This window comes from Leptospirales bacterium (assembly GCA_019694655.1).
In the GTDB taxonomy this organism is placed as follows: domain Bacteria; phylum Spirochaetota; class Leptospiria; order Leptospirales; family Leptonemataceae; genus SSF53.
The window spans coordinates 307601-320461 of the sequence record JAIBBN010000002.1 but is presented as its reverse complement, the minus strand read 5'-3'; the positions used below and the strand labels follow the sequence as shown (position 1 = coordinate 320461).

General features: G+C 57.9%; 8 protein-coding genes. 4 read left to right on the top strand and 4 right to left on the bottom strand.

Going from position 1 to position 12861, the window contains the following annotated elements:
• Position 1: 1 nt before the first annotated feature.
• Positions 2-1096, bottom strand: a complete 1095-nt coding sequence (locus K1X75_04675; GenBank protein MBX7057336.1) for a saccharopine dehydrogenase NADP-binding domain-containing protein — start codon at positions 1094-1096, stop codon at positions 2-4.
• Between the two features lie 117 nt (positions 1097-1213).
• Here K1X75_04675 and K1X75_04670 point away from each other — a divergent pair, with 117 nt between their 5' ends.
• Positions 1214-3298 (top strand): UvrD-helicase domain-containing protein, encoded by a 2085-nt coding sequence (locus tag K1X75_04670; protein MBX7057335.1) that lies wholly within the window; start codon positions 1214-1216, stop codon positions 3296-3298.
• 1 nt (position 3299) lies between these two features.
• Entirely contained in the window at positions 3300-3653 is a 354-nt protein-coding gene (locus K1X75_04665; protein ID MBX7057334.1) for a hypothetical protein, read from the top strand.
• A gap of 9 nt (positions 3654-3662) precedes the next feature.
• Here the strand turns inward: K1X75_04665 and K1X75_04660 are convergent, their stop codons facing one another.
• Together K1X75_04660 and lysA are read right to left on the bottom strand one after the other, a co-directional pair.
• The gene (locus K1X75_04660; protein MBX7057333.1) at positions 3663-4727 is read right to left on the bottom strand and encodes a hypothetical protein; all 1065 of its coding nucleotides are present in this window, start codon (positions 4725-4727) and stop codon (positions 3663-3665) included.
• 36 nt (positions 4728-4763) lie between these two features.
• Positions 4764-6050 (bottom strand): diaminopimelate decarboxylase, encoded by a 1287-nt coding sequence (gene lysA / locus K1X75_04655; GenBank protein MBX7057332.1) that lies wholly within the window; start codon positions 6048-6050, stop codon positions 4764-4766.
• Positions 6051-6075: 25 nt separating this feature from the next.
• Here lysA and K1X75_04650 point away from each other — a divergent pair, with 25 nt between their 5' ends.
• Both K1X75_04650 and K1X75_04645 read left to right on the top strand, forming a co-directional pair.
• The gene (locus tag K1X75_04650; protein ID MBX7057331.1) at positions 6076-7083 is read left to right on the top strand and encodes a hypothetical protein; all 1008 of its coding nucleotides are present in this window, start codon (positions 6076-6078) and stop codon (positions 7081-7083) included.
• A 424-nt stretch (positions 7084-7507) separates the two neighbouring features.
• The gene (locus K1X75_04645; GenBank protein MBX7057330.1) at positions 7508-11215 is read left to right on the top strand and encodes a vitamin B12-dependent ribonucleotide reductase; all 3708 of its coding nucleotides are present in this window, start codon (positions 7508-7510) and stop codon (positions 11213-11215) included.
• Positions 11216-11283: 68 nt separating this feature from the next.
• Here K1X75_04645 and lysS read toward each other — a convergent pair whose 3' ends face one another.
• The gene (lysS, locus tag K1X75_04640) at positions 11284-12810 is read right to left on the bottom strand and encodes a lysine--tRNA ligase (GenBank protein ID MBX7057329.1); all 1527 of its coding nucleotides are present in this window, start codon (positions 12808-12810) and stop codon (positions 11284-11286) included.
• Positions 12811-12861: the final 51 nt, after the last annotated feature.

Genomic DNA, 12861 nt, shown 5'->3' with positions numbered 1-12861 from the left:
TCTATTGGACGCCGCTCTGCAACGTAGGATCATCTTTTTCACCCATTGTAAAGTAGCGCGAACCGTTGATCGAGAGTACAAACTCATCGCCCCAGACGCTTGCTGGAGTCTTATAGCCCGGCTGAAACTGGCCGCCTAAGGTGCGCCGCACCGCTTCAATTGCAGAGCTGGCTGTGAAGGAATAGGCTTCCCGCGTTACCAGCCGCACCTCGGCGCTGCGGCCCTCAATGTTGCGCGCCTCGGCCCAGACCAGCGTCTGACCGGTCTCGCGGGTCCTGGCGTCCGGGCCCGGCAAGGCTGCTGCCAGCAAGGACTCCAGGGAAGCGCTCAGCCATGGGCCGGATAGCAGTTTACGAAATGGCGAAATCGCGCGAGCCGCTGTTACGGATAAGAACGGTGCATGAGTGTAGACGGTGATATCCTGGGCGCCGGTGCTGCGTGACGCGGTAAAAAGATCGCCCCACGGAATCGAATAGCAGCGCACCTCTAAAGCGGCGCCAAAGGCAATGGTGCGTGACAGGGCCATCAGCGGGGTCTGAATCAGACGACCGCCGCGCCGGATTCTTCCGCCCTCCGGCAGCTGCAGGAGCGCACTGCGCGCCGTGCCGGCGCTGAGACTGCCCTGCCCGACAAAGGCCAGTGAAATCTCGGCGGCATCCGGTAGCAATCGCCTGGCGCGTAGCGCTGCGCAATCAGTCGGGCAGACATCGAAGCCGGCGCCAGGCATTAACATGACGCCACGATCGCGGGCGCGTTCATGCAGGCTGTCGGCCATTTCAAAGACTGGAATCTCGCCGGTAATATCGATGTAGCTTGCGCCGGCGTCAATGCAGGCTTCAAGCATCGGCCGAGCGGTTCGTACGAATGGACCGGCGCAGTGCAGTACCAGAGCGGTCGCCTCGATTTCGCGAACCATACGCTGCGAGTCATCAAGGGAGAAGGCGCAGTACTGCAGGCCAAGACGTTCCGCCAGCGGCGCAAGTTTCGACTCGTCACGGCCGGCCAGGATCGGCGCCAATCCGAGTTCGACGGCGCGCTCGGCGATCAGCACGCCGCTGAAGCCGGTGGCGCCATAGATCATCCAGCGTTTTGCCACATCAGACGCTGCCGTGCGTGGCGGCTGCCGGTCAAGCGCGGCCGCCAATTCAATCGGCCGCTGTACTGGCGGAATCGCTTGCCGGCTCAGGCCCGCAGGCTGCTTATGTCGCTTGCCGTGTCTCGAGCAGCCCTCAATCCCGAGCAGGAGGCCGCCGCCTCCGCCCTCCACGGTCCGGTTCTGATACTCGCTGGCGCCGGCTCCGGCAAGACGACGGTGATCACCCGTCGCATTGTGCGGATGATTGAATCTGGCATGGCGCCAGCGTCTATCGTCGCGGTAACATTCACAAACAAGAGCGCGCGCGAAATGAAGCAGCGCCTGCAACAATTGCTGCCGCGACAAAAGAGTCGTGGAATTGTGATGTCTACTTTTCACTCGCTGGGCAATCGTATCTTACAACTGGAGATTGATCAGCTGTCTGGCTATCGCGCGCCCTTCTCAATCCTTGGACCGGATGACTTGCGCAATGTGATGGCGGAGATCTATAGATCTCTGAAGCTTGATGTGGAGGACATCCGTAACGATGGCATTCTCTGGAAGATCTCCCTGTTTAAGAACAGCGGACTATCCGCTGGCGATTTTGCCGAGCGGCAGGGCTTTGCACAGAGCGGAGCGTTGTTCGAAGAAATCTGCGGCCGCTATGCCGAATCGCTTCGCGATTTGAATGCAGTAGATTTTGACGATTTGATTTTACTGCCGCTCAAACTACTGAGCGGCAGTAAATCTATGCGCGACAAGTACCGTCGACGCTGGAAGCATTTTTTGATCGACGAGTTTCAGGATACCAATGCCGTCCAGTTTGAGCTGCTCAAACAGCTGATCGGCGCTGAAAAGAATCTTTGCGTGGTTGGCGATGATGACCAATCCATCTATGGCTGGCGCGGCGCTCGCGTCGATTTGATGCTCAATTTCCATCGACACTTCAGCGGCGCGCGCATTATCAAGCTGGAGACGAACTATCGCTCTACGGCGCGCATTTTACGCGCGGCAAATGCCGTAATCCAGAACAATGCGGTACGCACCGGCAAGGTCTTGCGCGCCGCGCTTGGCGAAGGCGAACGCTTGCATGGACTGCAGGCGCAAGATGAACAGCGCGAAGCGGCGCTGGTGGCGGAAGAAATCCGCCATCAAACGCTGCGCGGCGGTCGTCAGCCCGGGGACTTTGCAATACTATTTCGAACTAACTTTCAATCGCGAGCATTCGAGCAAGAGCTGCGTACGCGTAGCATCCCACATCATGTAGTAGGCGGCTACCGGTTCTTTGATCGACGAGAGGTAAAAGACATCATTGCCTACCTGAGAGCTATCGCCAACCCTCGCGATGAAACGGCCGTGCTGCGCATCATCAATCGTCCGCGGCGGGGCATTGGCGAGGCGGCAATCGGCAAGATCGGAGCGTGGATGGCAGCGCAACAGCAGAAGGTCGATATTCAACAAGCCCTGGAACGCATCGTGGCCGAACCCGCTCTAGTGCCCGGACTACGCGCGGACGTCGTAGCCGCCCTGTATGAATTTCAAGAGCTGCTGGGCCGACAGCGCCGTCGTTTTGCCGAGGCCCGCCGCCTGGCGCCCGCGCTGGCCGATATGATTCGCGATCTGAATTTTGAGGCAGAGTTCCGCCGCGAGGGCGACAATGATTCCGCCGTTCGGGCGCGTTTGTTGAATCTTTCCGAACTGGTCAATATGCTCTCGTTTCTGGAGGACAACTGGGAGGAATCGACGCCGCCGCGCATTTTCGATTTTTTGGCGCGCATCAGCCTGCTGGCCGCAGATCAAGACGAGGAGAGCCCGCGTGGTCGCGTTCAGCTATTGACCCTGCACCTTTCCAAGGGCCTTGAATTTCCGGTAGTATTCCTCACTGGACTGGAGGAGGGCGTGATTCCCGCGCAGCGCAGTCTCGAAGAGTCCAGCGATCCGGAGGAGGCGCTTTCCGAGGAGCGTCGTCTGTTCTACGTTGGCATGACTCGCGCGCGGCAACGACTCTATCTCAGCTACGCGGCCTCGCGACGTCGCTTCGGCGAAGCGCAAATTCAGAACCCCTGTCGTTTCCTTGATGAGCTGCCGGAAGACGAGCCAGAATGGCTGGTACGCGAGGCCCAGCCGCCGGACTCCCAAAACGCGTTGACGGACTTCCTGTCCGGATTGCAAACTATCGCTTCGGCGCCCGGCGCGACTGAGGGAGAAATAGGAAATGGATAATATGACACTGACAATTATCCTGTCCGGCGTCGGCTCGGCCATTCTGGCAAGTTGCTTTACGCTGCTTGGAAGCTACCTGCTCTTCCGCGCCAGCCTGAAGGCCAGGCTCTACCAGGAGATTGACGAACTTGCGGAATTGATGAAGGCGCGATTGCGCGAGGGAGTTATCGAAGCCGGGCGCGAATTGAAGCCCGATTTTCGGGACGAGGTGCGCGAGGGATTTAAGGAAGCGATGGGTTCGGCGCTCAGCGGCGAGATCATTGAACAAGCGGCGCGTAAAGCCGCCCAGAACAGCACCAGCATCGTAGAGCAAGGGTTGAACATGCTGCTGGGACGCCCGCCGGAGAAAAAATAGGAGCGACGCTCAGCCGGCGTTTCCGGCCGGTGCAGCGCCAGCCGGTTGCGGCGCAGCGCCAGGCCCTGGATTCTGGCCGGCGCCGGACGGTTGCCGCGGATCCGATTCTGCGCGCGGCACTTCATCCTTGTTTTGACTGTTACGTCGCGGCAAGGAATAAGCTTCGTAGAAAGAGTCTGTATTGAGCTTGGCGCTCTCCTCCATCCAGATTGAACGGCGATCGCTGATCAGGCGATTGTAATTGTCCTGATGGATTTCAAGAAGCTTGAGTTCGGCCGGCTGCGCAAGGTTGCGAGTGGTAATGGCATCCGGAATCAATCGGCGGCCGGTCATATTGATCAACAGCTTGAGCACCCGCTGGAAGTCATTGTCTTGCTCGCCAGGCTCAGGATTGCGCACGTCATCGTAGGTAACCAGCTGGTACTGCGGTCGTTCTTCGCGCGGCAACTTGGCCTCAACCAACGCCAGCAGCGCAAAGCGACGGGCGCGGCGAATTCGCTTGAGCCCCTCGCGATAGTACTGGATCTGATTGGTGTGCAAGCGGGGATGGATGTTGGACCCGCGCACGTGAAACAGTCGGGTCGTTTCCAGATCGCGAAAACCAAGACGCAGCAAAGCGCGAGCGCTTTGGTCGCGAGAGCGGACGATGAGCGGGGCGCTTTCCTCAAGCAGCGCCCAGGTTGTTTCCAGGTAACGCTCCAGGATTTTGCGGTACGCCTGTTGCAGCTGGTTCTGAGATTCCTTTAGTTCGCGGTGTGTTCGCCCGTACTGTCCCTGCAGGTACCACAGGTTGGCGTAAAAGTCGTGCGTCAGCGCGGCGCGGTACTGTTCGATTAGCTCGGCGCGCAGGGAGTTGGGCGAACCGTCGGGATTCTTGTCGCTCATGTTGGAAAGAGCGATGTCAAAAAAGCGAATGTCGCCGCGGTTCTGTTCCAGCAACACGCCCATGTTGGTCAGGTCTGGCGATTGAGCAAGAAGGGCGACGCCAGGCAATGTCAGCAGCAGTACAAGCAAGAGAACGACCGATCCGCGACGCCGGCCGCGGCGGCCTGATTTGAGCAACGTGCCTGTCATGGTCAATCGCCGGGTACAATATCGGCGTCCGGGAGCTCAATCTTCCCCTGTATTTTCACCATAGATCAGATCCTCGTAATTCTCTCGATCGCGCACCACCAGGGCTCTGGGCCGCCCTTCGCTGTCCGGGACGACCAGCGCCTCCGCCGGACGAGGCCGGGAATTGTAGTTGGAGGCCATGGTAAATCCATAAGCCCCGGCTGAGCAGATACAGAGTAGATCATCGGCCGCGGCGCTCAGCAAGCGGTTGCGACCTAGAAAATCAGCGCTCTCACAAATTGGACCGACAATATCCCAGCGCTGCGCCTGCTCGGCCTCCTGCAATTTTTCGCTGACAATGGCATGTTCCGCCTGGTAGAGCGCCGGACGAATCAGATCGTTCATGGCGGCGTCAACGATCAGAAATCGGCGGTCGGCTTGTTCCTTCGCGTAAAGAACCCTGGTCAACAGGATCCCAGCATTGCCAACCACGCTTCTGCCAGGTTCCAGACAGAGGGTAGCATCCGGATAAGGCAGAGCGGCGGCTGCCTCGGCTGCAAAGTCCGCAGGTTCGGGCGCTTGCTCCGCCCCATAGCGAATGCCGAGGCCGCCGCCAATACTGATGTGTTCGAAGGAAAAGCCATCTGATCTCAGCCGCTCGATCAGAGCGCAGAGAACAGCAGAGGCATCGCGCACCCCGCTCGATTCAAGCATTTGCGAACCAATGTGAAAGCCAATGCCGCTGGCCTGTAACGCCGGCATTTGCCGGCTCAGGGCGTATACCTCGCGCGCTGCTTGATGTGAAATGCCGAATTTATTCTCTTTGAGACCGGTACTGATGTAGGGATGGGTGGCGGCGTCTACGTCGGGATTCACCCGAATGCTGATCCGGGCGCGCGCACCAAGGGTCTCAGCGCAACGCTGGATCGACTCCATTTCGGCTACCGACTCAACGCTGAATAGCAGGATGCCAGCCTTGAGCGCCTCGGCGATCTCGCGCTCCGTTTTGCCAACGCCGGCAAATACGATACGCTCGGGCGGCATACCAGCCTGCAAGCAGCGATACAACTCGCCGCCGCTGACAATATCTGCGCCGGCCCCCGCTCCGGCCACCTGTCGCAAGATTGCCAGGTTGCTATTGGCTTTCACCGAATAGCACAATAGATGTTTGCGGCCGCGCAGGCCGCGCCGGTAGGATTCCAGACGTTCCTTGAGATAGGCAGCAGAGTAAACATAGAGCGGAGTGCCAAAAGCAGCGGCAAGGTCAGCTACGGGCAATCCGCCAAAGTGCAAATGCTCTCCTGAATAGGCCAGCGGCCCGGGCAGGCTTCCGGTTAATGCCATCGCTCTGTCTGCCGACTCTATATCCATGGCCTCATCGTCTCCTTGCCGACTTCTTTCCGGGGTCAGCAAATGTTCTCAGCCCGCCTTAACAAGCAAAGCATGGCAAAGCGGTCGGCGCCTGGCGCTTGTCTATTGCACTCTGGTCTTTGGCCTTGCCGGCCCTTCCGGGGCGCGCGCCCAGGCCGTTTCCGACCGCTTTGATGAGTCCGATTCGAATTTTTTCTTCGGTACTGGAGCGAGCGGGAGTACAGAGCAGCGAGCCGCTGAGGATCGTCTGGCAGAAACGGCATTCGATCATCATCCAGAAAGCTCCGGGATCCGCGAGGATGGAAGCCAGGCCGACTCGGGCTGGATCGATCAGGACATTTCCAATCTATTCCCGGAATTGCGCGTCATAGATGAAGTTAGCGCGGGTGCATCCATGCGCCGAGTGGAGCGAGCGCGCGGATCATTGCGGGACGCGCAGAATCTGCTGAATCTTGCCGAGCGAGAGGCCGGCCAGGAACGCGTTCGTCTGGAGGCAAGTCGTCCCCAGGGCGGCTGGCAAAGGCTGGACTACGAGGAGGCGATTCGGCGGCGCGAAGCACAGATTCGCAATCGTGCCAGAATGCAGGCTGTGGCGCACCTCGTTAAGGCGATTAACGAGCTGGATGCCGTGGGCAATCCGGAGGTTGCCACTTCGGCGCCCTTTAAGGAATTGCTGAGTCTGGTTTACCGCAACTACGTCAAACTTCAATTTCGGCTTCAGAATTTCAGCGCCTGTCAGGATGTGCTGGAGCGCTATCTCAAGATTCGTCCGGAACACGCCCAGGACCCGGAAGCGCATCGACTGCTCGCTGCCTGCTATCGCCGCAATGAGACCCTTGCCCACCGCATGCAGGATCTACGCATGAGCGATGAATATAGAAGAAGAAAGAACGAACATCTACTGAAATATGCCCTGCTGGCCTTTGGCCCCAGCTCCGCGGAATACACGGCTATTCACGCACGTGTGGAGCGGGATGGCGGCGGCAATCCCGTCCAGCAGCGCTGAAGCGGGAACGCCGGCCAGGAGGTACCCTTTTTTTTCCCAGCGGAACTGGCTTTGCCATCGCTGAGAAGGTTGACCATCCAGGTCGGAGCGACAAGCGTGCCCTCCCCGCGACGAGCCACAACTGTGCAGTGAGCGGACCCGGATCAGTTTCAGCGCAACGGTCGGCCAATTTCTGTTGACCCGACTGAAGAATGACGCTGATTCTGGCCGAGTCAATGTGACATAATTAAGCAGCCGCGAGGAACGATTTCTGAGGAGGAAGGGCCGCTGGCAGATAGCAGAGCGACATAAGATCGGCGCCGCCGCAATGCGGGGACTGCGGGCGCAGATTGAATTTTTCGCTGGAATCCTCTTTACAATTCGACGGGAAAGCCCGTTCTATGTATAGTAAACCTCTGCTTCCTGATTGGTCCGGGAGATAACGATGCGCATCAAACGCTATTACACATCAAGCCTGGAAGATCGCGGGGTGATTGGCGCCGCCCACGAAAATACGGCCGTCTGGGAGCTTTTGCCCTGGGCTACGCGCGTTTCGCGAATCGTAAATCCGGACGGGAAAGTCGTATTTGAGGCGCCGGCCGTGGATGCTCCCGAGGCCTGGTCGCAAGTTGCCGTTGATATCATTGCTCAGAAGTATTTTCGCAAGGCTGGCGTCCCTTCGCGAACCCGTCCGGTTGCAGAGGACGGTGTGCCGGAGTGGTTGTGGCGCCGGGTTCCAGATAGCGAAGCTCTGGAGCAGCTGCCGCCGGAAGAGCGCTATGGCGGTGAGACAAGCGCCCGCCAGGTTTTTCATCGCCTTGCCGGTTGCTGGGCGTACTGGGCCTTCAAGCACGGCTACTTCGATAGCGAGACCGATGTCCGCGCTTATTACGAAGAGCTCTGCTATATCCTGGCCGCACAAATTGCCGCCCCTAATTCGCCGCAGTGGTTCAATACTGGCTTGCACTGGGCCTACGGAATCGATGGCAACGGCCAGGGTCACTATTACGTAGATCCGCGGACGGGAATTCTGACACGTTCGATGTCGGCATACGAGCATCCTCAGCCACACGCCTGTTTCATTCAGTCGATTCAGGACGATCTGGTGAATGAAGGCGGGATCATGGACCTCTGGGTTCGCGAAGCCCGTCTGTTCAAGTATGGCAGCGGAACCGGCACAAACTTTTCCAATTTGCGCGGCGAAGGCGAACCGCTATCGGGCGGCGGCAAGAGTTCCGGATTGATGAGTTTTCTGAAAATCGGAGATCGAGCGGCAGGCGCCATCAAATCCGGCGGAACCACGCGTCGTGCTGCAAAAATGGTCAGTCTGGATATGGACCATCCAGACATTCATGAGTTCATCCATTGGAAGGCAGCGGAAGAGCAAAAGGTCGTAGCGATGGTTGCCGGTTCGCGCCTGGCCAATCGCTGTTTGAATGCCGTCATGCACGCTGCCCAGCAGGGCGAAGATCCGGAAAAGAGATTTGATCCGGCGCACAATAGCGAACTTAAGAAAGCAATCAAGGAAGCGCGCCGGGTCGAGATTCCGGACAACTACATTCGTCGCGTCATCGATCTGGCGCGTCAGGGATATACTTCCATTCTTTTTGAAGAGCTTACTACGGACTGGCAGTCGCGCGCCTATTCCACAGTATCCGGACAGAATTCGAATAACTCCGTACGCATTACAAACGACTTCATGCGCGCCGTGGAAAGCGATGCCGATTGGTCGCTTTACTGGCGGACTGAGCGGGAGCGCAGTCTCGCAGAAAACCGGCTGCCGCGTCCGCACCGGACCCTCAAGGCTCGCGAACTATGGGAAGATATTTCCTACGCCGCATGGCAATCGGCAGATCCCGGCGTACAGTATGATTCAACCATCAATGAGTGGCATACCTGCCCCGCAGATGGACGCATCAATGCTTCCAATCCTTGTTCGGAGTACATGTTTCTGGATGATACGGCCTGTAACCTGGCCTCTATGAACCTGTTGAAATTCCTGAATCAGGAAAGCAGTCAATTCGATGATCTGGGCTACCGTCATACAACGCGCATTCTGACTATTACACTGGAAGTATCGGTGACAATGGCGCAGTATCCCTCGGCGCGCATTGCGGAGCTTTCTTATGTTTTTCGCACGCTGGGTCTGGGTTATGCTAACCTTGGATCCCTGCTGATGGTACTTGGCATCGCCTATGATTCGGAAGAGGCGCGCGCCTGGTCCGGCGCCCTTACGGCGATCATGCATATGAACGCCTTTGCCACCAGCGCCGAGATGGCCCGAAAGCTGGGTTCTTTTCCCGGCTTCACCCGCAATCGCGAGAGTATGCTGCGTGTAATACGCAACCACCGCCGCGCTGCTTATGGCGCGCCAACGGCGGACTACGAAGGGTTGAGCGTTGCGCCGGTGGCAATCAATCCTCAGTACTGCCCGGAGTATTTGCTGAAAGCGGCGCGAGAGGAATCGGACCGCGCCTTGCACATGGGCGAGCAACACGGCTATCGCAATGCTCAGGTAACAGTGCTGGCGCCTACTGGCACCATTGGCCTGGTAATGGACTGCGATACCACCGGCATTGAGCCGGATTTTGCCCTGGTAAAATACAAGAAGCTGGCGGGCGGCGGCTATTTCAAGATCATCAATGGCTCGATTCCGCCGGCGCTCCTTCGTCTTGGCTACGACGCGATGCAAGCGGAGGAGATTGTAAAGTATTGCGTCGGTCACGGTACGCTGCGTAACGCACCTGGCATCAATCACGAAACATTGCGTGCAAAGGGTTTTACCGATGCATCGCTGGATGCCATTGAGGCGGCGCTGGGAACGGCCTTTGATATCAGCTTTGTCTTCAATCGCTTCGTGCTCGGCGAAGATTTCGTCAAGGGGAAGCTTGGTTTTGGCGCCGAAGCGGACCAGGCTGACTTCAACCTGCTGGAGCGCCTGGGATTCAGCCGAGAAGAAATTCGCAAAGCCAATGACTTTGTTTGCGGAACCATGACTATTGAGGGAGCTCCCTACCTGCGCGAAGAACACTATCCGGTCTTCGATTGCGCCAACCGCTGTGGTCGCTATGGCAAACGCTTTCTGAAATGGGAGGCGCATGTGCGAATGATGGCGGCCGCACAGCCCTTTCTCTCGGGCGCCATATCTAAAACGATCAACTTGCCGATGGAGGCGTCGGTCGAGGATGTGAAGAACGCCTACTGGCTTTCCTGGCAACTTATGATCAAAGCTGTCGCTTTGTACCGCGACGGTTCAAAGCTCTCGCAGCCCTTGAATATTCAAACCGACGATGAAGAGGCAGCCGAGGCCGAAGAAGCGGCGCCGGCGGTTTCACGGACGGAACAAATCGAAAAGGCGGTAGAGAAGATTGTCTATCGCTACATTGCAAAACGCCGCCGCCTTCCCGATCGGCGTGCGGGTTACACCCAGAAGGCTGTTGTTGGCGGGCACAAAATCTATGTTCGCACGGGCGAGTATGAAGACGGACGTCTGGGCGAGCTCTTTCTCGACATGCACAAGGAAGGCGCGGCTTTCAAGGCCTTAATGAATTCCTTTGCCATAGCCGTTTCCATTGGCTTGCAGTACGGCGTGCCCCTGGAAGAGTTTGTGGAAGCATTCGTTTTCACGCGCTTTGAACCCAATGGCATGGTGACGGGCAATCCACACATCAAAATGTCAACCTCGATCATTGACTATGTGTTCCGCGAACTTGCCGTAACTTATCTGAGCCGACACGATCTGGCCCAGGTGCAGCCAGAAGACCTGCGCGGGGATTCAATCCGTTCTCCATCCTTGCAGGTTCGTCAGGGCGGGCGTCACATTGTAAGCACTGTGGACGAAACGGAAGAGGAGGCCGGTTTCGCTTCCCAGGCCGGGTCAGCGGATTCATCCTCTGTGTCGCGTTCAGAGCCCGACCTGGACGCTGGAAGCAAGTTGTCCTGGATGCCAGAGCTGAATTTTGAGCCGCTGGCGCCCGCTCGGAGCAGCGCTGGCGCTGCGCAGGCAACGCTACATCGTTCGGAGAGCGTAGCAATTGCACGGATGAAAGGCTATGAAGGCGATCCCTGTCCGGAATGCGGCCAGCTGACGCTGGTTCGCAATGGGAGCTGCTTGAAGTGCAATTCCTGCGGCGCAACTACTGGCTGCAGTTGATAACAGGCGGGGAATCGTTGTCATGGACGATTCCTCGCCGTTGCACCGCTCTTGAAAATCGACGGCTCTTACTCTTCGAATCGTTCCGGTCGCATCAGAGGAAATAAGATTGTATCGCGGATTGAGGCGGCATTGGTCAGCAGCATTGCCAACCGATCGATCCCGATGCCCATTCCCCCCGTTGGCGGCATGCCGTACTCCAGGGCGCGAACGTAGTCGAGGTCCATGTACCCGCCCTCTCCGCCCTTTTCGCGTTCTGCCACCTGCTCGCTGAAGCGACGGCGTTGCTCGATGGGATCATTGAGCTCACTGAAGGCATTGCCGATTTCGCGGCCGGCAATATAAGGTTCGAATCTCTGCACAAATTGCGGTCGTTCGGGCCAGGCTTTGGCCAGCGGCGAGATCGCCGTGGGATAGTCGATGATAAAGGTCGGCTGAATCAGTTCTTTTTCTGTTCGTTCATCAAATAGGACTTCCGCTACCTTCCAGACCGTGTCACAGCCGGCCAACTGCTCCGGGCGTATGCCAGCCTTTTGCGCCATTTCAAGGGCCTCGGCGGGCGCCATATCGAGATGCAACGCAACCCCGGAGTGTTCGGCAATCGCCTGCAGATAGCCCACTCGCTTCCAGGGGGGGCTGAAGTCCAATCGCTGCTCGCCGTATTCAACTTGCAGAGCGCCAATCGTTTTCTGCGCCACTGTCGAGATCAAAGATTCGCACAACTCAAGCATGGTATCCATGTTGCCGTAGGCTTCATAGAGCTCCAGCATCGTGAATTCCGGGTTGTGCTTGTAGCTGATGCCCTCGTTGCGAAAATTACGATTGATTTCGAATACGCGCGGAAAGCCGCCGACGATCAGTCGCTTCAAATAGAGTTCCGGAGCGATGCGCAAGTAAAGCTCCATATCCAGAGCATTGTGATGGGTTACAAAGGGGCGCGCCGTTGCTCCGCCCGGAATGGGATGCATCATCGGCGTCTCCACTTCCAGAAAGCCGCGTTCGATCAGAAAATTCCGGACCTCCGCAACGATACGCGACCGCTTTTCAAAGGCCTCGCGCACCTCCGGATTGACGATCAAGTCTACATAGCGCATCCGGTAGCGCTGTTCCTTGTCCGCAAAGGCGTCGAATACGCGTCCTTCCGCTTCTTTTACGACCGGAAGCGGTCGCAGGCACTTGGCCAGCAGAACAAATTCAGTCAAGTGCAGGGTCGTCTGTCCCGTTCGCGTGCGAAACAGGTAGCCGCCGGCGCCAATCTGATCGCCAAGATCCAGCTCGCAAAAATCCGAGTAGCGATCGGTCAGCTCCTTCTGCGCCCCGTACAGCTGGATTCTGCCGCTGGCGTCTTCCAGATCCATAAAGCCGGCCTTGCCCATCAAGCGACGCGAACGAATGCGTCCGGCTACGCTGAAATGTTTGGCCTCGCCGTGTTCACTCTCAGCCAGGGCCAGGAGTTCGGCTGCGGTCTGCGCGGGGCGGAAGTAGGCGGCGTAGGGGTCATTTCCCGCAGCCTGCAGGTTTTGCAGTTTGTGCAGTCGATGCTCGAAAAGATCAGAGGAATCAGCGACTGGTTCGCGCTCGGTGGATTCGGCCATCAGGTCGATTGCCGCCGCCGGTCCGCGCGGTAAATGAAAAAAGGCCTTTCG

What these genes read in the sequence shown, in the direction of transcription:
- K1X75_04665 (MBX7057334.1), top strand. Translation starts at nt 3,300, where the DNA reads ATGACACTGACAATTATCCTGTCCGGCGTCGGCTCGGCCATTCTGGCA.
- lysS (MBX7057329.1), bottom strand. Translation starts at nt 12,810, where the DNA reads ATGGCCGAATCCACCGAGCGCGAACCAGTCGCTGATTCCTCTGATCTT.
- lysA (MBX7057332.1), bottom strand. Translation starts at nt 6,050, where the DNA reads ATGGCATTAACCGGAAGCCTGCCCGGGCCGCTGGCCTATTCAGGAGAG.
- K1X75_04645 (MBX7057330.1), top strand. Translation starts at nt 7,508, where the DNA reads ATGCGCATCAAACGCTATTACACATCAAGCCTGGAAGATCGCGGGGTG.
- K1X75_04660 (MBX7057333.1), bottom strand. Translation starts at nt 4,727, where the DNA reads ATGACAGGCACGTTGCTCAAATCAGGCCGCCGCGGCCGGCGTCGCGGA.
- K1X75_04650 (MBX7057331.1), top strand. Translation starts at nt 6,076, where the DNA reads ATGGCCTCATCGTCTCCTTGCCGACTTCTTTCCGGGGTCAGCAAATGT.